24 protein-coding genes are annotated in these 23,097 nt (G+C 68.3%); 10 read left to right on the top strand and 14 right to left on the bottom strand.

Annotated elements, in window-relative coordinates; genetic code table 11:
• Positions 1 to 109 precede the first annotated feature (109 nt).
• Complete coding sequence (locus CBY09_RS19870) at positions 110 to 832, top strand: alpha/beta fold hydrolase (RefSeq protein ID WP_094291305.1); 723 nt, start codon at positions 110 to 112, stop codon at positions 830 to 832.
• Between the two features lie 73 nt (positions 833 to 905).
• Here CBY09_RS19870 and panC read toward each other — a convergent pair whose 3' ends face one another.
• Together panC and panB are read right to left on the bottom strand one after the other, a co-directional pair.
• Positions 906 to 1,751 carry a pantoate--beta-alanine ligase gene (gene panC, locus CBY09_RS19865; RefSeq protein WP_094291304.1) on the bottom strand — a complete coding sequence of 282 codons (846 nt, stop codon included), beginning with the start codon at positions 1,749 to 1,751 and terminating at the stop codon, positions 906 to 908.
• Positions 1,752 to 1,786: 35 nt separating this feature from the next.
• Positions 1,787 to 2,668, bottom strand: coding sequence for a 3-methyl-2-oxobutanoate hydroxymethyltransferase (panB, locus tag CBY09_RS19860; RefSeq protein ID WP_094291303.1), 882 nt, complete (start codon positions 2,666 to 2,668; stop codon positions 1,787 to 1,789).
• A 166-nt stretch (positions 2,669 to 2,834) separates the two neighbouring features.
• On the opposite strand from panB, the gene nadC reads away from it, so the two are divergent.
• The 3 genes from nadC to CBY09_RS19845 all read left to right on the top strand — a co-directional run bounded on the left by nadC (position 2,835) and on the right by CBY09_RS19845 (position 6,688).
• Positions 2,835 to 3,683, top strand: coding sequence for a carboxylating nicotinate-nucleotide diphosphorylase (gene nadC / locus CBY09_RS19855; RefSeq protein WP_205734178.1), 849 nt, complete (start codon positions 2,835 to 2,837; stop codon positions 3,681 to 3,683).
• Entirely contained in the window at positions 3,680 to 4,810 is a 1,131-nt protein-coding gene (gene nadA, locus CBY09_RS19850; protein ID WP_094291301.1) for a quinolinate synthase NadA, read from the top strand. The genes nadC and nadA overlap by 4 nt, the downstream gene beginning before the upstream one ends.
• A gap of 72 nt (positions 4,811 to 4,882) precedes the next feature.
• On the top strand, positions 4,883 to 6,688 hold the full coding sequence (locus tag CBY09_RS19845) for a chorismate-binding protein (RefSeq protein WP_094291300.1): 1,806 nt from the start codon (positions 4,883 to 4,885) through the stop codon (positions 6,686 to 6,688).
• A 61-nt stretch (positions 6,689 to 6,749) separates the two neighbouring features.
• Here the strand turns inward: CBY09_RS19845 and CBY09_RS19840 are convergent, their stop codons facing one another.
• Positions 6,750 to 7,109: a 5-carboxymethyl-2-hydroxymuconate Delta-isomerase gene (locus CBY09_RS19840; protein ID WP_094291299.1), complete on the bottom strand. Its 360-nt coding sequence runs from the start codon at positions 7,107 to 7,109 to the stop codon at positions 6,750 to 6,752.
• A 198-nt stretch (positions 7,110 to 7,307) separates the two neighbouring features.
• On the opposite strand from CBY09_RS19840, the gene CBY09_RS19835 reads away from it, so the two are divergent.
• Positions 7,308 to 8,066, top strand: a complete 759-nt coding sequence (locus CBY09_RS19835) for a carbonic anhydrase (RefSeq protein ID WP_094291298.1) — start codon at positions 7,308 to 7,310, stop codon at positions 8,064 to 8,066.
• A gap of 56 nt (positions 8,067 to 8,122) precedes the next feature.
• On the opposite strand, the gene bioF is transcribed toward CBY09_RS19835, so the two are convergent.
• The 9 genes from bioF to CBY09_RS19790 form a co-directional block, all read right to left on the bottom strand.
• Positions 8,123 to 9,394, bottom strand: a complete 1,272-nt coding sequence (gene bioF / locus CBY09_RS19830) for an 8-amino-7-oxononanoate synthase (protein WP_094291297.1) — start codon at positions 9,392 to 9,394, stop codon at positions 8,123 to 8,125.
• Entirely contained in the window at positions 9,391 to 10,062 is a 672-nt protein-coding gene (bioD, locus tag CBY09_RS19825) for a dethiobiotin synthase (protein WP_094291296.1), read from the bottom strand. The genes bioF and bioD overlap by 4 nt, the downstream gene beginning before the upstream one ends.
• A complete protein-coding gene (gene bioA / locus CBY09_RS19820; protein WP_094291295.1) occupies positions 10,062 to 11,387 on the bottom strand; it encodes an adenosylmethionine--8-amino-7-oxononanoate transaminase in 1,326 nt (441 codons plus the stop codon). Before bioA ends, bioD begins: the two co-directional genes overlap by 1 nt.
• A gap of 2 nt (positions 11,388 to 11,389) precedes the next feature.
• Positions 11,390 to 11,770 (bottom strand): aspartate 1-decarboxylase, encoded by a 381-nt coding sequence (panD, locus tag CBY09_RS19815; RefSeq protein ID WP_094291294.1) that lies wholly within the window; start codon positions 11,768 to 11,770, stop codon positions 11,390 to 11,392.
• Positions 11,771 to 11,829: 59 nt separating this feature from the next.
• Positions 11,830 to 12,204, bottom strand: coding sequence for a 6-carboxytetrahydropterin synthase (locus CBY09_RS19810; protein WP_094291293.1), 375 nt, complete (start codon positions 12,202 to 12,204; stop codon positions 11,830 to 11,832).
• 25 nt (positions 12,205 to 12,229) lie between these two features.
• Positions 12,230 to 12,865 carry a 7-carboxy-7-deazaguanine synthase gene (gene queE / locus CBY09_RS19805; protein WP_094291292.1) on the bottom strand — a complete coding sequence of 212 codons (636 nt, stop codon included), beginning with the start codon at positions 12,863 to 12,865 and terminating at the stop codon, positions 12,230 to 12,232.
• Positions 12,862 to 14,451 carry an L-aspartate oxidase gene (nadB, locus tag CBY09_RS19800; RefSeq protein WP_094291291.1) on the bottom strand — a complete coding sequence of 530 codons (1,590 nt, stop codon included), beginning with the start codon at positions 14,449 to 14,451 and terminating at the stop codon, positions 12,862 to 12,864. Before nadB ends, queE begins: the two co-directional genes overlap by 4 nt.
• Before the next feature lie 137 nt (positions 14,452 to 14,588).
• Positions 14,589 to 15,452 carry a segregation and condensation protein A gene (locus CBY09_RS19795; RefSeq protein WP_240515796.1) on the bottom strand — a complete coding sequence of 288 codons (864 nt, stop codon included), beginning with the start codon at positions 15,450 to 15,452 and terminating at the stop codon, positions 14,589 to 14,591.
• Between the two features lie 64 nt (positions 15,453 to 15,516).
• Positions 15,517 to 15,723, bottom strand: a complete 207-nt coding sequence (locus CBY09_RS19790) for a DUF3460 family protein (protein ID WP_094291290.1) — start codon at positions 15,721 to 15,723, stop codon at positions 15,517 to 15,519.
• Between the two features lie 77 nt (positions 15,724 to 15,800).
• Here CBY09_RS19790 and CBY09_RS19785 point away from each other — a divergent pair, with 77 nt between their 5' ends.
• On the top strand, positions 15,801 to 16,313 hold the full coding sequence (locus tag CBY09_RS19785; RefSeq protein ID WP_094291289.1) for an outer membrane protein assembly factor BamE: 513 nt from the start codon (positions 15,801 to 15,803) through the stop codon (positions 16,311 to 16,313).
• Positions 16,314 to 16,349: 36 nt separating this feature from the next.
• Here CBY09_RS19785 and CBY09_RS19780 read toward each other — a convergent pair whose 3' ends face one another.
• Positions 16,350 to 18,011, bottom strand: coding sequence for a SulP family inorganic anion transporter (locus CBY09_RS19780; RefSeq protein WP_094291288.1), 1,662 nt, complete (start codon positions 18,009 to 18,011; stop codon positions 16,350 to 16,352).
• Between the two features lie 330 nt (positions 18,012 to 18,341).
• Between CBY09_RS19780 and CBY09_RS19775 the strand changes: the two genes are divergently transcribed.
• The gene (locus tag CBY09_RS19775) at positions 18,342 to 18,989 is read left to right on the top strand and encodes a YitT family protein (RefSeq protein ID WP_094291287.1); all 648 of its coding nucleotides are present in this window, start codon (positions 18,342 to 18,344) and stop codon (positions 18,987 to 18,989) included.
• A gap of 52 nt (positions 18,990 to 19,041) precedes the next feature.
• Here the strand turns inward: CBY09_RS19775 and CBY09_RS19770 are convergent, their stop codons facing one another.
• Positions 19,042 to 19,848 (bottom strand): MipA/OmpV family protein, encoded by an 807-nt coding sequence (locus CBY09_RS19770; protein WP_094291286.1) that lies wholly within the window; start codon positions 19,846 to 19,848, stop codon positions 19,042 to 19,044.
• Positions 19,849 to 20,124: 276 nt separating this feature from the next.
• Between CBY09_RS19770 and CBY09_RS19765 the strand changes: the two genes are divergently transcribed.
• From CBY09_RS19765 to CBY09_RS19755, 3 genes are all read left to right on the top strand, one after another.
• On the top strand, positions 20,125 to 20,784 hold the full coding sequence (locus CBY09_RS19765) for a response regulator (protein ID WP_094291285.1): 660 nt from the start codon (positions 20,125 to 20,127) through the stop codon (positions 20,782 to 20,784).
• Positions 20,781 to 22,259, top strand: a complete 1,479-nt coding sequence (locus tag CBY09_RS19760; protein ID WP_240515795.1) for a sensor histidine kinase — start codon at positions 20,781 to 20,783, stop codon at positions 22,257 to 22,259. Before CBY09_RS19765 ends, CBY09_RS19760 begins: the two co-directional genes overlap by 4 nt.
• Positions 22,260 to 22,344: 85 nt before the next feature.
• A complete protein-coding gene (locus tag CBY09_RS19755; protein ID WP_094291284.1) occupies positions 22,345 to 22,977 on the top strand; it encodes a DUF2306 domain-containing protein in 633 nt (210 codons plus the stop codon).
• Positions 22,978 to 23,097 lie beyond the last annotated feature (120 nt).

The raw sequence follows: 23,097 nt of genomic DNA, 5'->3' as shown, positions 1-23,097 counted from the left end.
CGGTGACAAGCGGTCATCGGCTGTTCACAATGTGCGGTCCGTGCCCCGCTGCCGGGGCTGTCTCTCTTTAGCTGATCGCGCACCAACTTGGTGATGCTTTGATTCACCCATGTCCCACTCCCCCCAACTTGTGCTCCTGCCCGGCCTGGCCGCCGATGAACGCATGTGGCGCGGCGTGCTGCCGCTGCTGCCCGCCGCGCTGCGCCCCGAGGTCGCCACCGCCCACCAGGATGTGAACTTGCATCGCATTGAGGACTTTGCCGCCCGGCTGCTGGCGCAGCACGCGGGGCCGCTGGTGCTGGCGGGCGCGTCGATGGGCGGCATGGTCGCCATGGAGGCCGCACGCCAGGCGCCGCAGCGCGTGGCAGGGCTCGCGCTGCTGGGCACGACCGCGCGGCCCGAGACGCCCGACATGCGCGCCCTGCGCGAAGGCGCCATTGAGCTGTTTGAACAGGGCCGGGTGCGCGAGGTCATCGAGCCCAACGTGGCCCTGGCCTTCCACCCCGTGAATGCCGCCAACACGGACCTAGTGCAGGCCTACCTGGACTTTGTGCTGGACGCGGGCCCCGACCACCTGGTGCGCCAAAACCGCGCCGTGATCCATCGGCCCGATGCGCGGGTGCATCTGCCGCAGGTGGCCAGCCCCGTGCTGGTGGTGTGTGGCGCGGCCGACCAGCTCACACCGCCCGAATGCTCGGCAGAGATTGCGGCGCTGGTGCCCGGCGCCGAACACCACCTGCTGCCCGACAGCGGCCACATGCTGACCATGGAGCAGCCCGAGGTGGTGACCCGCCTGCTGGTGCAGTGGCTGGGCCGCAACGGGTGGATTTGATCCGGGGTCTGAGGCCTTTTTGGCCCCTGCCGCGCGATGGGTAAGCGCTGATAGCTATGAAATTAGTAGCTAATCAAAACTCCAGGTTGTCAATCAGCCGTGTGCTGCCCAGCCGCGCGGCGCCCAGTGCCACCAGCGTGCCCGCCGCATCGCTGGCTGTGGCGGGCAACAGGTCGGCGCGGCGGCGCACGGTGAGGTAGTCAGGCGCCCAGCCGCGTGCGCGCAGGGCGTCCAGGGCCAATGTCTCCAGCAGGTTGCGGTCGCTCGGGGCGGTGCCCAGCCACTGCTGCGCCAGCCGCTGCAAAGCTTGCGACAGGGCCACGGCCTCTTGCCGCTCTTCCAGGCCCAGGTAGCCATTGCGCGAACTCAGCGCCAGACCATCGGCCGCCCGGCAGGTCTCGCCCGCCACGATCTCGATGGGCAGCGCAAACTGCCGCACCATGTGGCGGATCACCATGAGCTGCTGGTAGTCCTTCTTGCCAAACACGGCCGTGCCGCCCGTGGCGCCCAGCACGCAGGCAAACAGCTTCATCACCACCGTGCTCACGCCCACAAAAAAGCCGGGGCGAAAGTGCCCCTCCAGCATGTCGGCGAGCTGCGGGTCGGGGTGCACCTTGAAGGTCTGGGGCTCGGGATACAGGTCCGTCTCGCGCGGGGCAAACAGCACATCGCAACCAGCGGCCTGCAGCTGTGCACAGTCGGCCTCCCAGGTGCGGGGGTAGCTGTCAAAGTCCTCGTGCGGCAAGAACTGCAGGCGGTTCACAAAGATGCTGGCCACGGTCACATCGCCCAGGGGCTTGGCCTGGCGCACCAAGGCAATGTGCCCATCGTGCAGGTTGCCCATGGTGGGCACAAAGGCGGGGCGGCGGTAGGGGGCCAGGGCCTGGCGCAGGTCGGCAATGGAGCGGGCGATCAGCATGGGTTCGGAGGGGTCAGAGAAAGGAAGGAAAAGGGCTACCAGGCGTGTACAGCGTTGTCCGGGAAACGCCCTTGTTTCACGGCCTGCACATACGCCTCCATGGCGCCGCGCACGCTGCCCGCGTCCTGCATGAAGTTGTGCACGAACTTCGGCATCTTCCCGAGGTTCATGCCCAGCATGTCGTGCAACACCAGCACCTGCCCGGCCGTGCCGTTGCCCGCGCCGATGCCGATGGTGTGACAGTGCGGCAGCTCGGCCGTGAGGTTGGCGGCCAGCACGGCGGGCACCATCTCCAGCACCAGCATGGCGGCGCCTGCGTCCTGCAGTTCGTGCGCCTCTTTGCGCAGCGTGCGGGCGGCATCGTCGGTCTTGCCCTGCACGCGGTAGCCGCCCAGGGCATGCACCGTCTGCGGCGTGAGGCCCAGGTGGGCGCACACCGGCACGCCGCGCTGCACCAGGAATTCGACCGTGGCCGCCGTCCAACCGCCACCTTCGAGCTTGACCATGTGCGCCCCCGCCTGCATCAGCACGCAGGCGCTGCGCAGCGCCTGCTCGCGGCTTTCGGCGTAGGTGCCATAGGGCAGGTCGGCCACCAGCCAGGCGGTGCCCTGCACGCGATGCAGGCCGCGCGCCACGCTGGCCGTGTGGTAGGCCATGGTGTCCAGCGTCACTCCCACCGTGCTGGGCAGGCCCTGGCACACCATGCCCAGCGAGTCACCCACCAAAATGCATTCCACCCCCGCCGCATCGGCCACGGCCGCAAAGGTGGCGTCGTAGGCGGTCAGCATGGTGATTTTTTCGCCCGCTGCGCGCATCTGCGCCAGGCGCGGCAGGCTCACAGGGCGGCGCTGGGGCAGGGGCGATGCAGGCGGCAGCGTGCCGTAGGGCGTGGCAGAAACAGGGCTGGTGGCGGTCATGGAGCGCGGTGGTGCCAAAAAATTGCCGCGAGTCTATGCGACCAATACTGGGTGTACTTATTGGTTTGCGGCGCGGGCAGGGCGGGCCTGCGCTGGCACAGTGGCCTTTGCGTTCCCGGTATGCTCGCGGCCCATGACAGCAGCGTTACACCCCGCGAAGACCCCCATGAGAGACAACGATGTAGATGCCCTGGCCCGGGCCGACGTGGCCCGCGCCCTGGCCGAAGACGTGGGCACTGGCGACCTTACCGCCGGCCTGATCGACCCCGCCCGCCGTGCCCGCGCGCGCATCCTGGCGCGCGAAGCCGCCGTGATCTGCGGCGCCCCTTGGGCCGAAGCGGCCTTGCGCGCACTCGACCCCACGGTGCAGATCACCTGGCATGTGACCGAAGGCCAGCGCTGCGCCCCCGACCAGGTGGTGCTGGAGATTGAGGGCCAGGCCCGCGCACTGCTGAGCGCCGAGCGCACCGCGCTCAACTTTCTGCAGCTGCTCTCGGCCGTGGCCACCAAGACCCGTACCTATGTGGACGTGGTGGCCGGCACGCGCGCCCAGATCGTCGATACGCGCAAGACCCTGCCCGGCCTGCGCCTGGCGCAAAAGTACGCCGTGCGCGTGGGCGGCGGCACCAACCACCGCATTGGTCTGCACGATGCGGTGCTGATCAAAGAGAACCACATTGCAGCCGCTGGGGGCGTGACCGCCGTGCTGCGCGCTGCCGAGCAGGTGGCGTCACAGGCCCAATTCATCGAAATCGAAGTCGAAACCCTGGAGCAGCTGACCGAGGCGCTGAATGCAGGCGCGAAGATGGTGCTGCTGGACAACATGCCGCTGCCCATGCTGCGCGAAGCGGTGCGCATCAATGCGGGCCGCGCGATTCTGGAAATCTCGGGCGGCGTCACGCTCGATGGCCTGCGCGAACTGGCCGAGACCGGCGTGGACCGCATCTCCATCGGCACGCTGACCAAGGACGTGAAGGCCACGGACTTCTCGATGCGCCTGCAGGAGCTGGCATGAGCACCGCTGTACTGAACCGCATCGACGTCGAATACGAGCAGCCTGACGAAGCAACATCGGGCTCCGTCTGCTCCACCAAACACGCCTGGGCCCGTGTGCCGCCCGAGCCCACCCAGGCTGAGCGTGTCGCGCTCAAGGACAAGATCCGGCGCCTGCTCAAGGAAAAGAACGCGGTCATGGTGTCGCACTACTACGTGCACCCCGACCTGCAGGACCTGGCCGAGGAAACCGGCGGCCTGGTGAGCGATTCGCTGGAGATGGCCCGCTTTGGCCGCGACCATGCGGCGCAGACGCTGGTGGTGAGCGGCGTGCGCTTCATGGGCGAGACGGCCAAGATCCTGAGCCCCGAAAAGACCGTGCTCATGCCCGACCTGGACGCCACCTGCTCGCTGGACCTGGGCTGTCCCATCGACGAATTCAGCGCGTTCTGCGACCAGCACCCCGACCGCACTGTGGTCGTCTACGCCAACACCAGCGCGGCCGTGAAGGCGCGCGCGGACTGGCTGGTGACTTCCAGTTGCGCACTCGACATCGTGAGCGCGCTCAAAGCCGCAGGCCAGAAGATCCTGTGGGCGCCCGACCGCCACCTGGGCGCCTACATCCAGCGTGAGACGGGCGCAGACATGGTGTTCTGGAACGGTGCCTGCATCGTGCACGACGAGTTCAAGGCGCTGGAGCTGGAGCTGCTCAAGCAGCAGCACCCGGCTGCCAAGGTGCTGGTCCACCCCGAGAGCCCTGCCGACGTGGTGGCCCTGGCCGACGCCGTGGGCTCCACCAGCGCCATCCTCAAAGCCGCGCGCGAGATGGACGCCACCGAGTTCATCGTGGCCACCGACAACGGCATGATGCACAAGCTGCGCACGCTCAACCCCGGCAAGACGTTTTACGAAGCCCCAACCGCAGGCAACAGCGCCACCTGCAAGAGCTGCGCGCACTGCCCCTGGATGGCGATGAACGGCCTGGCCGATGTGGCCCGCGTGCTGGAGACCGGTGCGAACGCCGTGCATGTGGACCCGGCGCTGATCCCGCGCGCACGCCAGCCGATTGACCGCATGCTGGCCTTCACGGCGGCGCTCAAGAACGGGCAGCCGACCGGCGCACTGGTGCCGCACCTGGGGGCCGCCTGAGGGTTCTCTAGAACCGGATGCTCTGTTATTGATAGCTAACTATGTCCACTGGTCAGGCGCCAGTGGCCTTTTTTGTTTGTGATTTCCCGCATTGATTTCACCCAGCCGCTGGACCCCGGCGCCCCGCGCCTGCGCCACGCCTTTGGCACACCGCGCGAAGTGCTGGCCGCCCATGCGCTGCACGAGGTGCGTGGCGTGCTGGATGCCGTGTTTGCGGCCGCGCAACAAGGCCGCTGGTGTGTGGGCTGCGTGCGTTACGAGGCGGCTGCCGCCTTCGATGCGGCACTGCTGACCCACGCGGCCGACGGCCCGCTGGCCTGGTTTGCGGTGTACGACGCGCCGCTGCCCTGGCCCGCGTGCGATGACGGCCAAGGTGCAGAACCACCCGCGCAGGTGACGTGGAACGACAGCCCCGACCGCGCCCCTTTTGATGCCGCGCTGGCACAGATCCAGCAGGCGATTGCGGCGGGCGAGCTGTACCAGGTCAACCACACCGCCCCCCTTCGTGGCACGCTGCAAGGCTCGGCCCCAGCCCTGTTTGCCGCACTGCTGCGCGCCCAGCCCGGCGGGTATGCGGCGCACATCGACACCGGGGGCGAGCAGGTGCTGTCGGTCTCGCCCGAACTGTTCTTTGATTGGCAGGATGCGTCCGGGGGCGGCCACATCCTGGCCCGCCCCATGAAAGGCACCGCCCCGCGCGGCGCCACGCCCGAAGAGGACGCGCAGCAGGCCGCGCACCTGCGCACGGCGCCCAAGGAGCGTGCCGAGAACGTGATGATCGTGGACCTGCTGCGCAACGACCTGTCGCGCATTGCGCAGCCCCACAGCGTGCGTGTGCCCGTGCTGTTTGCCACCCAGGCCCTGCCCACCGTGTGGCAGATGACCTCGGACGTGACCGCGCGCACGCGGCCCGGCACCACGCTCACGGACGTGTTTGCCGCGCTGTTCCCCTGCGGCTCCGTCACCGGGGCGCCCAAGGTGCGCGCCATGCAGATGATCCACGCGCTGGAAGGCGCGCCGCGCGGCGTGTACTGCGGTGCCGTGGGTGTGGTGCGCCCGGCCAGCCCGCCCGATGCGCAAGGCCAGCATGCGGTGGCCGCGACCTTCAACGTGCCCATCCGCACCGTGGTGCTGCGTCCTGAAGGGGACACCGTTCGCGCCACCTGTGGTATCGGCAGCGGCATCACTTCGGGGGCATTGGCCGATGCCGAGTGGAATGAGTGGCAGCACAAGCGCGCGTTTGTGGAGCGCGCGAGCCAGCCCTTTGACCTGCTTGAAACCCTGGCGTTGCAGGGGGGCGTTTTCCGGCACCGGGACGAGCACCTGGCGCGCCTGCAATCAGCGGCTGCACATTTCGGCGTGCCCTGGGATGCGGCGGCCGTGTCGCAATGCCTGCAGGCACTGGCGGCAGACCATGCCGACGGCGCCTGGCGCGTGCGCCTGCTGCTGGGCGCCACGGGCGTGCCCCGGGCCGAGGCCTTTGCCCTGCTGCCCACGCAGGAGCCCGTGCGCTTGCAACTGGCAAAGAGTGCTTTTGCCGAAGCCCACAGCGAATTTGTGCGTTACAAGACCACGCGCCGCGCGCACTACGCGGCGTTTGCGCCCACCGCGCCCGGCGTGTTCGACACCGTGCTGTGGAACGAGGCGGGTGAGATCACCGAGAGCACCTTCGGCAACATTGCCGCGCTCATCGATGGGCGGTGGGTGACACCGCCCCTGTCCAGCGGCCTGCTGCCCGGCGTGGGCCGCGCCGTGGCGCTGCGCGAGGGCCGGGTGGTGGAGGCGGTGCTGCGTGTGGCCGATGTGCCCCGGGTGCAGGGCTGGGCCTTTATCAACAGCCTGCGCGGCTGGCTGGCCGCCGAGCTGGAGAGTGAATAGAAAATTTGAATGAAATAGGCCCCCAGCGCCCGTGGATCAAGCGCTGGCTGCTATCCAATTTTCAGAGCCGTTCCTTCACATAGCTCGGCCGGTCCATGTCCACGATCTCCACGCTCAGCTGCACCATCACGCCCTGCGGCCGGGGCGTGCGTTCGCGCAGCACGGCGGCAATGCGGCCCGCCAGCTCGGTCTTGGCCTCGGGCGTGCGGCCCGCCAGCAGGCGCAGCTGCGCATGCACAAAAGCGCGGTTGGCGGGGGCAATGCCGATCTCGAAACTGTCGGCCACGATGAAGCGCGTCTTCAGGTCGGCCTCGTCCTGCACCTGGGGGTGGGCGCACAGGGTGGCGTTGAGGGCGGTCAGCGTTTCGGCCTCGGGGTAGTGGGGCAGGTTGGCAGAGTATTCGATGGTGAGGTGCGGCATGGCGAGGGGCTCGGTTCGGTCGATGGGATTCGACCCGGTTCAAAAGCGATGGGGTGGGGGCGCTGACGGCGCTGGTCAGCAACCCTGTGGCCATCAGTGGCACCAGCCAGTTTAAGCTGCGATTAAGCAGGGCTCACAACGATCACGTTGCTGCTTGCCAGTGGCGTCTTTTTATCCATCCCTTGTTCATTCGAAGTCATGACCTCCTTCCATCTGATTCAAAAATCCACCCTGCTTGCACTTGTGCTGGGCGCCGCCACCTGGGCCAGCGCCGAGGGCGCCCACCGGCACTGGGAATACAAGGGAAAACACGGCGCCGCCCACTGGGGCGCGCTGGAGCCTGGCTTTGAGGCCTGTGCACGTGGTGCGGCGCAAAGCCCCATCGACATCCGCAACACCGTGAAGGAGGCGCTGCCCGCGCTCGACTTTCAGTACATCGCAGGTGCCCCCACGCTGGTCAACAACGGACACACTGTGCAGGTGAACATGCCTGCGGGCAGCAAGCTGGTGGTGGATGGCAAGGCGATGGATCTGCTCCAGTTCCACTTCCACACCCCCAGTGAAGAGGCCATTGGCGGCAAGCACGCGGCCATGGTGGCGCACTTTGTGCACAAGGCTGCGGACGGTGGCCTGGGCGTGGTGGCCGTGCTGATCCAGCCGGGCAAGACGAATGCCGCCTGGGCGCCCATCTTTGCGCACCTGCCGCGGGTGGGTGAGCAGCTGACGGTGGACGGGCTCACGCTGGACGCCAGCACCCTGTTGCCTGCCAAGAAGGGCTACTACAGCTTTGCCGGTTCGTTGACCACGCCGCCCTGCTCCGAGGGTGTGCAATGGATGGTGCTCAAGGAACCCGTGAAACTGGGCGCGCAGCAGATCAAGGCGTTCCGCCAGCTCTACAACGCGAATGCGCGGCCGCTGCAGCCACTCAACGGACGTGTGGTGAAGGAAAGCACCTGATAGTGCCCCGCCGACCCTGCGGCTTGTATGGGGTCGGCGGAGCCATCAGGCTGTGTTCAGGCGATAGCTGCCGCAGGCGCCGCGCTGGTGCCTGCGGCTTTTTGTTGAAGAGCTGCCACGCAGTCGGTGGCATGGGCCCCCAGCGCGGCCAGCAACTCGTCCACATCTGCCGCCGTGTGCGCGGCCGACAGCGCAATGCGCAGCCGGGCCGTGCCTGCAGGCACCGTGGGCGGTCGGATGGCGGGCACCCACAGGCCCCGCTGGCGCAGGCTTTCCATCGCGGCCAGGGCCGCTTCGTTGCTGCCGATGACGAGCGCCTGCACCGCCGTGTGGGATGGCAGCAGGTGCCAGCCCAGTTCTGGGGGCAGCGTGGCCAGGCCTTCGCGCAATTGGGCGATGCGCTGGCGCAGCCCCTCCCGCAGGTCGTCCGCAGCGGCAATCAGCTCCAGGCTTTTGCGCAAGGCGCTTGCCAACAGGGGGGGAGCGGCCGTGGCAAAGATGTAGGTGCGGGTCTTTTGCAGCAGCCATTCGATGGGCGCAGCATCACCCGCCACAAATGCGCCGGCCACACCGGCCGCCTTGCCCAGTGTGGCCATGTAGAGCACGCGTCGCGAAGCGTTGGGTCCCGTCAGCCCGGCCTGTGCCAGGCTGCCGCGCCCCTGCGGTCCCAGCACTCCCAAGCCATGGGCGTCGTCCAGCAGCAGCAGCGCGTCGTAGTGCTCGCACAGCGCCAGCAGGGCGGGGATGTCGATCAGGTCGCCGTCCATGCTGAACACCGCGTCGCTGATGACCAGCTTGCGCCGCGCGGGGCTGGCGGCAAGCTGCGTTTCGAGTGCGGCCAGGTCGGCATGCGGATAGCGGTGGATGGTGGCGCGCGAGAGGCGGGCACCGTCGATCAGGCAGGCGTGGTTGAGCGCATCGGAGAACAGCGCATCGCCATCGCCCACCAGCGCGGGGATGATGCCGGTGTTGGTGGCATAGCCCGCATAGAAGTAGAGCGCGCGGGGCAGTTGCACAAAGGCGGCCAGGTCGTGCTCCAGCGCATCGTTGGCGGCGCTGTGGCCGCTGACCAGGGGCGAGCCGCCCGAGCCCACGCCAAAGTGGTGGGTGGCCTCGCGCGCCGCCTCGGACAGCGCGGGGTGGCTGGCCAGGCCCAGGTAGTCATTGCTGCAAAAAGCCAGCATGGTCTGGCCGTCCACCCGCAGGCGGGCGCCGCCAGCAGGCTCCACCACGCGGCGGCGGCGCAGCAGGTGGGCGCGCTCGATGTCGGCCAGGCGCGCGGGAATCTCGTCCAGCCACGAGGGCTGGGGTGCCGTACGGCTTGTCATTGCCAGTCCTTGGGCAGGTCAAACACCAGGCTGCCGGGTTCGGGCAGGTCCTGGTAGGGCACCTCGGCCAGCAGCGGGGCGTTGAGGCGTGCGCGCAGGTAGGCGATGTTCTCGTCGGCGGCGCCCATCTCCGGGTCGATGCGGTTGGCCACCCAGCCCGCCAGCGTGAGGCCGCGCGCGTGAATCGCCTCGGCCGTGAGCAGGGCGTGGTTGAGGCAGCCCAGGCGCAGGCCCACCACCAGCACCACGGGCAGGGCCAGCGCCTGGGCCAGGTCGGCACCCGTGAGCGTGTCGGTGAGCGGCACGTGGAAGCCGCCCGCGCCCTCCACCACCACGGCATCGGCCTGGGCGGCCAGCGCCTGGTAGCTCGCAACGATGGCGGCGATGTCGATCTCTACACCCGCCCGTGCGGCCGCGATGTGGGGCGAGAGCGGGTCGGGCAGCAGCACGGGGTTGTCCAGCGCGGGCGGCACGGCCAGGGTGGAGGCCGAGCGCAGCGCGATCGCGTCTTCGCTGGCCCAGTCCTCACCCCAGGGCACCAGGCCCGCCGCCACCGGCTTCATGCCCACCACGCGGCGGTGGTGGCGTGCCAGCGCATGCAGCAGCCCGGCGGACACCAGCGTCTTGCCGACACCGGTGTCGGTGCCGGTCACAAAACATCCCATCATCAACTTTCCTCCTGCAGGGTGGCGTTCAGCGCATCGAGCGCGCCGCTGGCCAGGCATTGCACGGCCTCGTCGTCGAGCACATAGGGCGGCATGGCATACAGCGTTTTCCCGATCGGCCGCAGCACCAGCCCCCGTGTCATAGCGTGCTGGTGATAGCGGCGCGCAAAGTCGGGCAGCGTGGTGTCCACATCCCAGGCCCAGATCATGCCCAGCCGCCGCGCATGCCGCACACGCGGGTGCTGTGTGAGGGGCTTGCAGGCTGTGTCGATGTGCTGCGCCAGCGTCTTGTTGGCGTTCAGCGCGTCCAGTTGCTCAAACAGTTCCAGCGTGGCCAGCGCCGCGCGGCAGGCCAGCGGGTTGCCGGTGTACGAGTGCGAATGCAGAAAGCCGCGCGCCACATCATCGTCGTAGAACGCGGCATAGACCGCGTCCGTCGTCAGCACGGCCGACAGCGGCAGCGTGCCGCCCGTGAGGCCCTTGGACAGGCAGATGAAATCCGGTCGGATGCCCGCCTGCTGGTGCGCGAACATCGTGCCCGTGCGGCCAAAGCCCACGGCGATCTCGTCCACCACCAGGTGCACCTCGTAGCGGTTGCACAGCGCACGCGCCAGGCGCAGGTATTCGGGGTCGTGCAGGGCCATGCCAGCGGCGCATTGCACCAGGGGCTCGACGATGAAGGCTGCGGTGGTGCTGTGGTGCTCCTGCAGCCATGCCTCCAGCGCCGCAGCGGCGCGCCGGGCTACGTCTTGCGCGGTTTCGCCCGGGGCGGCGCCGTGTGCATCGGGGCTGGGCACGGTGTCGGCCAGGCGCACCAGCGGGGCATAGGCCTCGCGGAAGATGGCAATGTCGGTCACGGCCAGTGCGCCCACGGTTTCTCCGTGGTAGCCACCGGCCAGGCCCACAAAGCGGCTCTTGGCAGGGCGGCCGGTGTTGCGCCAGTAGTGCGCGCTCATCTTGAGCGCGATCTCGGTGGCGGCTGCGCCGTCGCTGCCATAAAACGCATGGCCCAGGCCCGTGAGTGCGGCCAGGCGCTCGGACAGCTCCACCACAGGCGCATGGGTGAAGCCCGCCAGCATCACATGGTCCAGCTGGCCCAGCTGGTCCACCAGCGCGGCCTGGATGTGTGGGTGACTGTGGCCGAACAGGTTGACCCACCAGGAGCTGATGCCGTCCAGATAACGTTGGCCATCGGTGCCATGGAGCCACGGGCCTTGCGCGCGGGCAATGGCCACGGGCGGCTGGGCTTCGTGCCGCTTCATCTGGGTGCAAGGGTGCCAGACGGCGGCCAGACTGCGGGCCACCAGCCCGTCGTGTTTTGGCTGCATGGTTACAGGGCCTGGGTGGGCACCGCGTGGCGCAGCCCGGTCTGGCGGTTGTGCTCGTCCACAAACACCAGCTGCGGCCGGTGCGTGCCGACCTGGTCTTCATGCACCTGCGCAAAGGCCGCAATGATGATGAGGTCGCCTGCGGAAGCGCGGCGTGCGGCCGAGCCGTTCACCGAGATCATGCCGCTGCCGCGCTGGCCCTTGATGGCATAGGTGACAAAACGCTCGCCGTTGTTGATGTTCCAGATGTGAATCTGCTCGTTCTCGGCGATGTTGGCCGCGTCGAGCAGGTCCTCGTCGATGGCGCAGGAGCCTTCGTAGTGCAGCTCGCACTGGGTCACGGCCACGCGGTGGATCTTGGATTTGAGCAGGGTGCGGAACATCGGCTTCCTTCAGTGAAGTCTGTGAATGGGGGGCCTGCCGGCGGCAGGGCCGTGATCGATCAGGGCTGCGGAAAGTCCAGCACGCAGCTGTCGCCCAGCGCTTCGCGCCACACGCGCACGCGGCTCACGCTGGGGCGCAGGTCGGCGGGCAGGGCCTGGGCGATGAAAACGCACAGGTTCTCCAGCGTGGGGGTGCCCAGGCCGGGCACGTCGTCCAGCATGTGGTGGTCCAGCTGCTCGCGCACCACCTCCAGGCCCCGGCGCAGCAGGCCCAGGTCCAGCACCATGCCGGTGGCCGGATCGCGCGGGCCGCTCAGAAAGACTTCGGCGTGGTAGGTGTGGCCGTGCACGCGGCGGCTGCCTTCGGCCTCGATTTCGCGGCGCAGGGTGTGGGCGGCGTCGAAGAAGAAGCGCTGGGAGATGGTGAACAACATACGGGAACCAAAAAAAGAAAGCCGCTCACCGGATGCCGGTGAGCTTGTGGGTTTGCAGGCTCAGTCGCCATGCGGGGTGGGCCAGGCAGGCGTCAATGCAGGCGGCAGTGTTCTGGCGCTGCAGCAGGCCGTCCATGGGCTGCAGGAATCGGTGGGTGAACTGCGTGTCCTGCTCCAGCGCCAACAGGTCAAAGCCGGGCTGGGGCCAGACGAGTTTCAGCTCTTGCCCGCTGCGCTGCACCCAGGGCGCGCCCGCCTTGGGGCTGATGCACAGCCAGTCGATGCCTTCGGGCGCGGCCACGGTGCCGTTGCTTTCGACCGCGATGCGGAATTGCTGCGCGTGCAGGGCGTCGATGAGTTCACGGTCCACCTGCAGCAGCGGCTCGCCACCGGTCAGCACCACCAGGCGGTGGCCCGCGCCTGCAGGCCATTGGGCGGCGATCAATTCCGCCAGTGCCGTGGCCGTTTCGAACTTGCCGCCCAGCGTGCCATCGGTGCCCACAAAGTCGGTGTCGCAGAACTGGCAGATGGCCTGCGCGCGGTCCTGCTCGCGGCCCGTCCAGAGGTTGCAGCCTGCAAAGCGGCAGAACACGGCGGGTGTGCCCGCCTGGCCGCCTTCGCCTTGCAGGGTGTAGAAAATTTCTTTGACGCTGTAGGTCATCGGGGCACCGGAGGGACGAGAAGGGTGGGGGCGGCAGGCGCTGCCACCTCGGGGTAGTCGCGGCTGAAATGCAGGCCCCGGCTTTCGCGGCGCAGCTGGGCGCTTTTCACGATGAGGTCGGCCACCTGCACCAGGTTGCGCAGCTCCAGCAGGTCGCGCGTGACGTGGAAGTGTGCGTAGAACTCCTGGATCTCGCCCTGCAGCATCGCAATGCGGTGCGCGGCGCGCTCCAGCCGCTTGTTGGTGCGCACGATGCCCACATAGTCCCACATGAAGCGGCGCAACTCGTCCCAGTTGTGGGAGATGACGACGGATTCATCCGCATCGGTCACGCGGCTGTCGTCCCAGGCGGGCACGGTGGGCAGTTCTGTGGTCGGCGCTGCGGCGATGGCCTGCGCGGCGGCGCGTGCAAACACCATGCATTCGAGCAGCGAGTTGCTGGCCAGGCGGTTGGCGCCGTGCAGGCCGGTGCAGGCCACTTCGCCCACGGCGTACAGGCCGGGAAGGTCGGTGCGGCCCGCCAGGTCGGTCAGCACGCCGCCACAGGTGAAGTGGGCGGTGGGCACCACGGGGATCGGCTCCTTCGTGATGTCGATGCCCAGCGACGCGCAGTGGGCCAGGATGTTGGGGAAATGCTCCTGCAAAAACGCGGGGCTCTGGTGCGAGATGTCGAGGTGCACGCAATCGAGGCCGTGTTTTTTCATCTCGAAGTCGATGGCGCGGGCCACCACGTCGCGCGGGGCCAGTTCGGCGCGCGGGTCGTGGTCCAGCATGAAGCGCGTGCCACCGGCCGAGGGGGGCAGTTTGAGTTGCCCGCCCTCGCCGCGCACGGCCTCGCTGATGAGGAAGGACTTTTCGTGCGGGTGGTACAGGCCCGTGGGGTGGAACTGGATGAACTCCATGTTCGCCACGCGGCAGCCCGCGCGCCAGGCGGCGGCAATGCCGTCGCCCGTGGCGGTGTCGGGGTTGGTGGTGTACAGGTACACCTTGCCTGCGCCGCCCGTGGCCAGAATGGTCTGCGGTGCGCGGAAGGTGACGACCTCATCGGTGTCGCTGTCCAGCGCATACAGCCCCAGGCAGCGGTGGCCCGGCAAGCCCAGCTTGCGCGTGGTGATCAGGTCCACCAGCGTGTGCTGCTCGAACAGCGTGATGCCGGGGGTGCTGCGCACCACGTCGATCAGCGTGCGCTGCACGGCTGCGCCGGTGGCATCGGTCACATGGGCGATGCGGCGCGCGCTGTGACCGCCTTCGCGCGTCAGGTGCAGCTGGTCGCCTTCGAGCGTGAAGGGCACGCCCAGCTCGCGCAGCCAGGCGATCGATGCGGGCGCGTTCTCCACCACAAAGCGGGTGGTGGCCAGGTCGCACAGGCCCGCACCGGCCACCAGCGTGTCTTCGATGTGTGCGGCAAAGCTGTCGTCGTCGGCCAGCACGGCGGCAATGCCGCCCTGGGCCCAGCCGCTCGATCCATCTTGCAGCGTGCGCTTGGTGATCACGGCCACGCGGTGGGTGGGCGCCAGGTGCAGCGCGGCCGAGAGGCCAGCGAGGCCGCTGCCTACGATGAGAACGTCGAAGTCGTGGGATGCCATAAGGGGTCCGTAATTGCCGTTGGAAACGGCGCTGCTTCAGGCCAGTGCCACCGTGGAGCTGGCTTTGCCAGGCCACCGGTGGCGTCCCCCTCCCGCGCAGCGAGAGAGGGGGAAGCGGCGCAGCCGCTCAGGGGGTGTCATGCCGGTACATAGGCGAGGCGCACGTAGATGGGTGCGAAGGCCTCGGCCTGCGTGATCTCGATCAGCGTCTCTTTGGCCAGCTCCAGCAGGGCGATGAAGGTCACCACCAGCACGGTGCTGCCTTTTTCGGGCTCGAAGAGTTCTTCAAATTCCACAAAGCGGCGGCCCTGCAGCGTCTTGAGCACCATGCTCATGTATTCGCGCACGCTCAGCTCTTCGCGTGTGATCTTGTGGTGCTGGACGAGCTTGGCGCGCTTCAGAATGTCGCGCCATGCCTCTTGCAGCTCCACCACATGCACGTCGGGGAAGCGCGGCTGCAGGCTTTGTTCGATGTAGACCTGGGCCTTGAGGAAGTCACGGCCGTACTGCGGCAACTGCCCCAGGCGGGCGGCGGCCATCTTCATCTGCTCGTATTCGAGCAGGCGGCGCACCAGCTCGGCGCGCGGGTCTTCGGGCTCCTCGCCGCCTTCCTGCTTTTTGGGCGGCAGCAGCATGCGCGACTTGATCTCGATGAGCATCGCCGCCATCAGCAAATACTCGGCCGCCAGCTCCAGGTTGCGGCTGCGGATCTCGTCTACATACGCCAGGTACTGCTTGGTCACCCCCACCATGGGGATGTCGAGGATGTTGAAATTCTGCTTGCGGATCAGGTACAGCAGCAGGTCCAGCGGGCCTTCAAAGGCTTCGAGGAAGACTTCGAGCGCGTCGGGCGGGATGTACAGGTCGTTGGGCAGCGCAAACAGCGGCTCGCCATACAGGCGCGCCAGCGCCACCTGGTCCACCACGTCGGGCATGCCTGCCGCATCCAGGGCGGGCATGTCCGGCGAATCGGCCGTGTCGGCTGCGCTCGCGGTGGTCATGGGGTGCTATAAAAATATGAGCTATCAGCGCTTGATGGACAGGCGCAGAAGGCCAATTTGGTGCTTAATCCGCGTTCGTCTGGTAGACGTAGGGCTTCTGGGCCACCTGGCCCTCGCGGTACTCGCCCCAGATCTTGCGGTCTACCTGCTTGTCCCACAGCAGGGCGCGGCCGGCTTGCTGCTGCTGGTCCAGCTCGGGGCGGCTGGCCTTGAGCTGGTTGATGAACTGGGTGGCGTCGGACTGGTAGTCGGGGCGGCGGAAAATGGACATGGACTGTGAATCTCTTTCTTGGAACGCGTCAGACACAGTGACGCACCAAAGGTCCAAGATTTTACCGGGACGAATTTATGCGCTTGATATATCGCGCCGCTGCCCTGGCAGCGGCCGCTTTTTCCCTGATCGCCCTCACCGCCTGCGACCCCCAGCGCATCAGCGAGCTGAAGGAAGGCGTATCGACCGAAGCCGACGTGCGCGACCGCTTTGGCGCGCCCGAGAACGTCTGGGACGAGCCCGGCGGCGCGCGCACCTTCGAGTACAACCGCCAGCCTGCGGGCCAGGTCAACTACATGATCACCATCGGCCCCGATGGCCGCATGACCGCGCTGCGCCAGGTGCTCACGCCCGAAACCTTTGCACGCGTGTCGCCCGGCATGCGCATGGACGAGGTGCGCCGCCTGCTGGGCAAACCCGCCAAGTCCACGCCCTACGAGCTGAAGAAGGAGACCTGGGTGGACTGGCGCTACCTGGAAGCGCCCAACCAGGCCAAGGTGTTCACGGTGGTCCACGGGCCCGACCATGTGGTGCTGCGCACGCAGACCGGGGCGGACATGGATGCGCCGGAGTTCAAGGGCGGCAAGTAGGGCCTTTCAGCCTGCGACCTTCCCCATCAGCGCGGCTTAAACGGCCAGATCGTCCTGTGCCGCCAGCCGCGCGCCAAAGCCCGATCGCTCAATGAGTGAACGTGGCTGCTCGTGCAGGTGCTCGATGCGCAGGCGCCCGCCGCGCGCCGCCACGGCCTTGAGCAGCTGGGCCAGCGCATCGAGCCCGGTGGTGTCCAGCGCCACCAGTTCGCTCGCGTCCAGCACCACGTCCAGGCCGGGCGGGCCCGCCTCCACGGCCTGGATGATGGTGTCCAGCTTGGCGGCGGCGCCAAAGAACAGCGCGCCGTGCAGGCGCCAGGTGGCGGCCGGGTGCCGGGGGGGTGCGGCGGTGTCCGGGGCGGGCTGCCGCTCCACGCGGAACAGCGCGCTCATGCGCCGCACAAACAGCGCGCAGGCCATGAACAGGCCCACCTCGACCGCCACCGTGAGGTCGAACACCACGGTGAGGAAAAACGTGCCCAGCATCAGCAGCCGGTAGTGGTTGCTGAAGTGCTTGAGGCGCACAAATTCGTGCCATTCGCCCATGTTCCAGGCCACAAACAGCAGGATGCCCGCCAGCACTGCCAGCGGAATGTGCAGCGCCAGCGGCGCGGCCACCAGCACGATCACGGCCAGCGTGAGCGCATGCACCATGCCCGCAATCGGCGAGGTGGCGCCCGAGCGGATGTTGGTCACCGTGCGCGCGATGGTGCCCGTGGCGGGCATGCCGCCAAAAAACGGCACCACGATATTGGCCAGGCCCTGGGCCACCAGCTCCTGGTTGGGGTCGTGCTTCTTGTGGTGCGGGTCGGTGGCCAGTTGGTCGGCCACACGCGCGCACAGCAGCGACTCGATGGCGCCCAAGAGCGCAATGGTCAGCGTGGGCGTGACCAGCAGGCGCACCGTCTCCCACGAAAAATCGGGCAGCGCAAACACCGGCAGCGCCTGCGGAATGCCGCCAAAGCGCGAGCCGATGGTCTCCACCGGCAGCTGGAGCGCCCAGGCCAGCAGGCTCAGCGTGACCAGGGCGACCACGGGCGCGGGCACGCGCGCAAAGCTGCGCACCGTGTGCTGCTCCAGCACCCGCATCACGGGCGATTCCTTCATCGTGAGCTTGGGCCACACGAACAAACCGGCCACGCAGGCCGCGCCCAGCCCAAAGGCGTAGGGGTTGAAGCTGCCCAGGTGCTGTGCCAGCGTGCCCACCTGCGAGAAAAAATTGCCCGGCATGCGCTCGATCGACAGGCCCAGCCAGTCCTTCACCTGCGACAGAGCAATCAGCACCGCAATGCCGTTGGTGAACCCGATCACGATGCTCACCGGCACAAAGCGCACCAGCGTGCCCAGCCGGAACAGGCCCAGCAGCACCAGCAGCACGCCCGCGCAGGCGGTGGAGATCAGCAGGTTGGCCACGCCGTAGCGCTCGACGATGCCGTACACGATCACGATGAACGCGCCCGCCGGCCCGCCAATCTGCACATTGGTACCGCCCAGCGCCGAGATCAGAAAGCCCGCGATGATCGCCGTCCACAGCCCGGCCTCGGGCTTGAGCCCGCTGGCAATCGCAAACGCCATGGCCAGCGGCAGCGCCACGATGCCCACCGTGACCCCCGCCCCCACATCGGCCAGCCAGCGGCTTTTGTCGTAGCGGCGCAGCGCATCGATAAGGCGGGGGTGGAAGGCGAAGCTCAGCGACATGGTGGCGGGTGCTTTCGGTGCGGGGCGACGGGTTTCAGTGTAGGGAGCCAACCCCCAGGCGCCAAGCAGCTTGCATGCCGCGCTGCCGCGCCGCGGACCCTTTGTAATGGAGTTATGCTATATATTTAATAGCTAAAAAGTCAATGCTATCAGGCGCATAGGGCCAAAAAGGCTTGAAAGTTTTGAACTCCGAATGAGCCACGGGCCTGCACGCCGGTGTAGCCATGCCGGGGCTTGGCATGTTGCTTGCTGACCCCGGCCTACCTGCTGCCATGCACTTTTTTTCAGCGCACAGGCTTTCTGTGCCAGCCGACGATGGTTGAATTACCCATGCCCGACACCCCCACCCCAGGCTCCGCCGTGGACGCCGCCGCGCAGGCGGCCACCCTGCGCCACGGCGCGTTCGAAGACGCTCAGGCCCTGTTTGCCGGCACGCTGTTTGTGGCCATGGCGCTCATGCTGTTCAACCAGGCGGGGCTGCTGGTGGGCGGCACGGCGGGCGTGGCGTTTCTGCTGCATTACGTCACCGGCATCTCGTTCGGCAAGTTGTTCTTTGTCGTCAACCTGCCGTTCTACTGGTTCGCCTGGACGCGCATGGGTCGCGAGTTCACCCTCAAGACCTTTGTGTGTGTGGCACTGCTGTCGCTGCTCACCGAACTGTTCCCACACGTGATGCATGTGGACTACCTCAACCCGCTGTTCGCATCCTTGCTGGGCGGGTTGCTGCTGGGCACGGGCTGCCTGTTTCTGGCGCGCCACCGCTCCAGCCTGGGCGGCGCCACCGTGGTCTCGCTGTACCTGCAGGCCCGCTATGGCATGCGCGCGGGCAAGGTGCAGATGCTGATCGACGGCACCGTGGTGCTGCTGGCGCTGTTTGTGGTGCCGGTGGAGCGGGTGGCGTATTCGGTGCTGGCGGTGCTGGTGATGAGCGGGTTCTTGTGGATCAGCCACCGGCCGGGGCGGTACGTGGGGCATTGACGGGCCCGGCCATGCCCAGCCGTGCCCCGCGCGGACCGGTGGCGAATCAGGCTCAGAACCGGTACAAGAACCCCGCCGTCACCGCAGGCTGGCTGGACCGCTCCACGAGCGGGCTGTTCTTGATGGCGCTGCCCAGCCGTGTGCTGCTCACATCCACAAACATCCACTGCCGGGGCGCCAAGGTGTAGCCCACGCGCACGCCCGCCTGCAGGTTCACGGCCGCGCTGCCTGCGTAGGCGGGGCGGCCCGGGCGGGCCTCGTGTTTCTCCACGCCGTAGTAGTAGTCCACGGCCTTGCGGTCCTGGCGCTGTAGGGCCAGGCGCGGGGTGAGGTCGAAGGCACCTGCCTGGAAGCGGCGCTCGGCCTGCAGCGTGAGCTGGTGGCCCTTGCTGTGGCCCGAGGCGTCGGCCAGCAGTTCGGCCGACAGGTCCACCACCCCGGTGTGCCAGGTGGCGGCGGCGCCCAGCCACAGGCTGCCCTTGCGCTCGGCCATGCCCGCCAGGTGGGGCGAGTCCTTGGCCTCGTAGCCCTCGAAGCCAAAGCGGGAGCGCAGCCGCAAATCCAGGGGGCCCGCCGAGGGCAGCTTGAAGTCCACGCCCGGGCCCATGATGCTGATCCAGCGGTTTTCGTAGGTGACCAGGGGCAGGGGCTGCACCTTGTGGTCAAAGCTGCGGTAGGGCTTGCGGTCGGCGCTCACGGCCAGGCCCAGGCCCCAGGCGGGCTCCTGGGGCTGCTGCTGGGGCTGCTGCTGGGGCTGCTGCGCCCACAGGCTGGCGGGTGCCGCCGCCAGCGTCAGCAGGGCGGCCACGGCCGCCAGGCGGCGGGGGGTGCAAGACAAGGTGTCGGGGAGATGTGTCATGGTTCAGAAGGGTGTGAAGCGGGTGGGTACAGGGCTTGCCAGCGTGGACACCCCGCCGCCGGGGTGGTAGCGTGCGGCGGCACTGCGCTGGAAGGTCGGCCAGCGGGTCGGCTGGCTGGCGGGGCGACTGTAGGAAGCCCGACTTAGCCCAGAGTTAGCGCCCCGGGGCCGGGGGCTTGGGGTCTTCATGCGGCGCTCATCTGGCGCTAAGAATGGCGCGCTAGGCTCCGCCCGGGCCCGTGGACTCATGCGGCGGATTTATCAGAGGAGAACCTGTTGCGCGCACTGCTGGTGGAAGACGACGACATGATCGGGCGCAGCCTTGTGCATGCGCTCAAGGGCGCGGGCTGGTCGGTGGACTGGGTGCGCGACGGCGCCCTGGCACACAGTGCACTGGCCGATGGCGACTACCGCTGCGTGTTGCTGGACCTGGGCCTGCCCGGGCTGGACGGCACCGAGGTGCTGCGCCGCGCCCGTGCGCGCGGCGACCTCACGCCGGTGCTGGTGCTCACCGCCCGCGACGGGCTGGACGACCGCATCCAGGGGCTGGACCTGGGCGCCGACGACTACCTGCTCAAACCCTTCGAGGTGGGCGAACTGCTGGCCCGCATGCGTGCCGTGGTGCGCAGGCGCAGCGGTGTGGCCCAGTCCATCGTGGGCAATGGCGTGGTGCAGCTGGACCTGGCCACGCGCGAGGTGCTGCGCGGCGGTGCGCGCGAAGCCCTTACCGCGCGCGAGTTTGCGCTGCTGCAGGCGCTGCTGGAGCGCCCCGGCGCGATCCTCTCGCGCGAGCAGCTCGAAAACCGCATCTACGGCTGGGGCGAGGAGGTCAGCAGCAACGCGGTGGACGTGCTCATCCACGGCATGCGCCGCAAGCTGGGGCCCGATGCCATTCGCAATGTGCGCGGCCTGGGCTGGCGGGTGGCTGCGGCATGATGGCCGCCACCGAGACCGGCCGCACAAGCACCGGTGCGCCCAGCCGCTGGTACCACTTCCGCTCGCTGCGTGGGCAGCTGCTGGCGTGGCTGGCGCCCTGGGTGGTGGTGGGCGCGGTGGTGGCGGGCTGGGCGTTCTACGCCAGCTATGGCCTGGTGCTGCACACCTTCATGCAGACCCAGATGGAGGTGCTGGCGCGCTACCACGTGCCCGGCGGCCGGGGCGACGGGCCGCCGCCCCTGCCGGTGCTGAGCGATGAAAGCGTTTTCCAGTGGGGCGCGTTTGTGGTGCAGGTGTGGTCGGCCGATGGCCAGCTGCTGGCCACCTCCAGTGCCAGCCCGCGCGCCGCCGTGCCCCTGCAGGCCGCGCCGGGCCACCGGCTGGTGCAGCAGGGGGCGGGATGGGAGCAGGGCTGGCGGGTGTACACGGCGCCCCCGGCAGCGCCCGGCCAGCAGCGGGTGCAGGTGCTGCAAAGCGAGCAGTTCCTGCAGGAGGAGGTGTGGGGACGCACCCTGTATGTGCTGCTGCCGCTGGCCCTCCTGGTGCCCGCTCTGCTGTTCACGCTGTGGTGGGTGGTGGGGCGTGCGTCGCGTTCGCTGCGGGTGGTGGCGCAAGAGGTGGCCCGGCGCGACGACCGCAGCCTGGGCGCCATCCCCCTCGGCCCGGCAGGCCGGGTGCCCGAGGAGATCGTGCCGCTGGTGGCCTCGTTCAACGCACTGCTCGCGCGGCTGGGCGAGGCCTTTGCCGCCCAGCGCCGCTTTGTGCAGGACGCGGCCCACGAGCTGCGCACCCCCATGGCCGCCATGGCCCTGCAGATGGAAAACCTGCGCCCCTGGGTGCCGCCGGGCGAAGCGCAGCAGCAGTTTGCCCAGCTGGATGCCGGCATGCGACGCGCGCAGCACCTGGTGGGCCAGCTGCTGCGCCTGTCGCGGCAGGAGGCTCCGGCCTCTGCGCAGCTACTGGCCCCGGTGGACATCACCGCCGTGCTGCGCGACAGCGTGGGCCAGTGGATGCCGCTGGCGGACCAGCGGCGCATCGAGGTGGGTTTTGACGGCACCGAGCAGGTGGTGCTGCAGGCCTCGGCCGTGGACCTGCGCAGCGTGTTCGACAACCTGCTGGACAACGCGCTGCGCTACACGCCCGAAGGCGGCTCGGTCGAAGTGCGCCTGCACCGGCTGGATGCGGGGCACGCCGGAAGCCCCGGAGAAGGAAGCGTGGTGGTGGATGTGGTGGACACGGGGCCGGGCATTCCCCCGGACTTGCTGGAGCGTGTGTTCGACCGCTTCTTCCGCGTGCCCGGCACATCGGCCGATGGCAGCGGGCTGGGCCTGGCCATCACCCGGGCGGCGGCGCTGCGCCAGGGCCTCAGGGTGGAGCTGCTGGCACGCAGCGATGGGGTCAGTGGCCTGGTGGCGCGCGTGCATCTGGCGCCCACTGCCTCATTCGCAGCCAGTTCGGCGCTCACTCGGCGCTAACTCCGCGCTAAGGCAGGGCTAACGCCGGGCTGAGTCACGCTTCCTAGAGTGGATGCATGTCCATCCTCTTGAGAAAGTTCTTTGTATGAAAACACGCCATCCCCTTGCAAGCCTGGCCTGGGGCCTGCTCTCGCTGTCGGCCCTGGCCGTGGGCCTGGTCTCGCTGCGGTATGCGTTGCCCGGCATGCCGTTTCCGTCCGAGCTGCCCAGCCTGCAGCTGTCGCGCCATGCCTTCATCGTGCATGCGGTCAGTGCGTCGCTGGCGCTGATGCTGGGGCCGTTGCAGTTGCTGGTGGCGCTGCGTCAGCGGTATCCGGCAGCCCACCGGTGGACAGGCCGGGCCTATGTGCTGGCGATTGCCGTGGCCTGGTTGTCATCGCTGCCCTTGGCCGCGAATGCGATGACGGGTGTGGTGGCTGCCGTTGGTTTTTTTGCACTGGGCCTGGCATGGGTCGTGGCCACGGGCTGGGGCGTGGCCTGCGCGCTGCAGCGGCGGTTTGCTGAGCACCGGCGCTGGATGCTGCGCAGCTATGCCCTCACGGCGGCCGCCATCACGCTGCGCATTTACCTGGGTCTGGGGGCTGCGGCGGGGGTGGACATCGAGGTGTCCTACCCCTTCATCGCCTGGCTGTGCTGGGTGCCCAACCTGCTGGTGGCCGAGTGGTACCTGCGGCGGTCCGGGCCGCAGGCCCGGCTGTCGCCGCTGGGCGCGGCTTGAAGAAACCCGGTGCGCTGGGGGCGCGTGGCCCCCGGGGTTTAGAGCGGCTCACAAAACTCAGCGAAGCGGTTCTGGCTAGGCGCGGCGCCGCAGGCAGTACGAGTAGTACGACAAGACGCT

Source organism: Acidovorax kalamii (assembly GCF_002245625.1).
GTDB lineage: Bacteria > Pseudomonadota > Gammaproteobacteria > Burkholderiales > Burkholderiaceae_C > Acidovorax > Acidovorax kalamii.
Note: the sequence above shows the minus strand (reverse complement) of the source record. Positions and strands in the feature narration are given on the sequence as shown.

Bases quoted from the DNA above. Each gene is read 5' to 3' on its own strand.
- CBY09_RS19870 (WP_094291305.1), top strand. From the start codon at position 110: ATGTCCCACTCCCCCCAACTTGTGCTCCTGCCCGGCCTGGCCGCCGAT.
- panC (WP_094291304.1), bottom strand. From the start codon at position 1,751: ATGCTGATCGCCCGCTCCATTGCCGACCTGCGCCAGGCCCTGGCCCCC.
- panB (WP_094291303.1), bottom strand. From the start codon at position 2,668: ATGACCGCCACCAGCCCTGTTTCTGCCACGCCCTACGGCACGCTGCCG.
- nadC (WP_205734178.1), top strand. From the start codon at position 2,835: ATGAGAGACAACGATGTAGATGCCCTGGCCCGGGCCGACGTGGCCCGC.
- nadA (WP_094291301.1), top strand. From the start codon at position 3,680: ATGAGCACCGCTGTACTGAACCGCATCGACGTCGAATACGAGCAGCCT.
- CBY09_RS19840 (WP_094291299.1), bottom strand. From the start codon at position 7,109: ATGCCGCACCTCACCATCGAATACTCTGCCAACCTGCCCCACTACCCC.
- CBY09_RS19835 (WP_094291298.1), top strand. From the start codon at position 7,308: ATGACCTCCTTCCATCTGATTCAAAAATCCACCCTGCTTGCACTTGTG.
- bioF (WP_094291297.1), bottom strand. From the start codon at position 9,394: ATGACAAGCCGTACGGCACCCCAGCCCTCGTGGCTGGACGAGATTCCC.
- bioD (WP_094291296.1), bottom strand. From the start codon at position 10,062: ATGATGGGATGTTTTGTGACCGGCACCGACACCGGTGTCGGCAAGACG.
- bioA (WP_094291295.1), bottom strand. From the start codon at position 11,387: ATGCAGCCAAAACACGACGGGCTGGTGGCCCGCAGTCTGGCCGCCGTC.
- panD (WP_094291294.1), bottom strand. From the start codon at position 11,770: ATGTTCCGCACCCTGCTCAAATCCAAGATCCACCGCGTGGCCGTGACC.
- CBY09_RS19810 (WP_094291293.1), bottom strand. From the start codon at position 12,204: ATGTTGTTCACCATCTCCCAGCGCTTCTTCTTCGACGCCGCCCACACC.
- queE (WP_094291292.1), bottom strand. From the start codon at position 12,865: ATGACCTACAGCGTCAAAGAAATTTTCTACACCCTGCAAGGCGAAGGC.
- nadB (WP_094291291.1), bottom strand. From the start codon at position 14,451: ATGGCATCCCACGACTTCGACGTTCTCATCGTAGGCAGCGGCCTCGCT.
- CBY09_RS19795 (WP_240515796.1), bottom strand. From the start codon at position 15,452: ATGACCACCGCGAGCGCAGCCGACACGGCCGATTCGCCGGACATGCCC.
- CBY09_RS19790 (WP_094291290.1), bottom strand. From the start codon at position 15,723: ATGTCCATTTTCCGCCGCCCCGACTACCAGTCCGACGCCACCCAGTTC.
- CBY09_RS19785 (WP_094291289.1), top strand. From the start codon at position 15,801: ATGCGCTTGATATATCGCGCCGCTGCCCTGGCAGCGGCCGCTTTTTCC.
- CBY09_RS19780 (WP_094291288.1), bottom strand. From the start codon at position 18,011: ATGTCGCTGAGCTTCGCCTTCCACCCCCGCCTTATCGATGCGCTGCGC.
- CBY09_RS19775 (WP_094291287.1), top strand. From the start codon at position 18,342: ATGCCCGACACCCCCACCCCAGGCTCCGCCGTGGACGCCGCCGCGCAG.
- CBY09_RS19770 (WP_094291286.1), bottom strand. From the start codon at position 19,848: ATGACACATCTCCCCGACACCTTGTCTTGCACCCCCCGCCGCCTGGCG.
- CBY09_RS19760 (WP_240515795.1), top strand. From the start codon at position 20,781: ATGATGGCCGCCACCGAGACCGGCCGCACAAGCACCGGTGCGCCCAGC.
- CBY09_RS19755 (WP_094291284.1), top strand. From the start codon at position 22,345: ATGAAAACACGCCATCCCCTTGCAAGCCTGGCCTGGGGCCTGCTCTCG.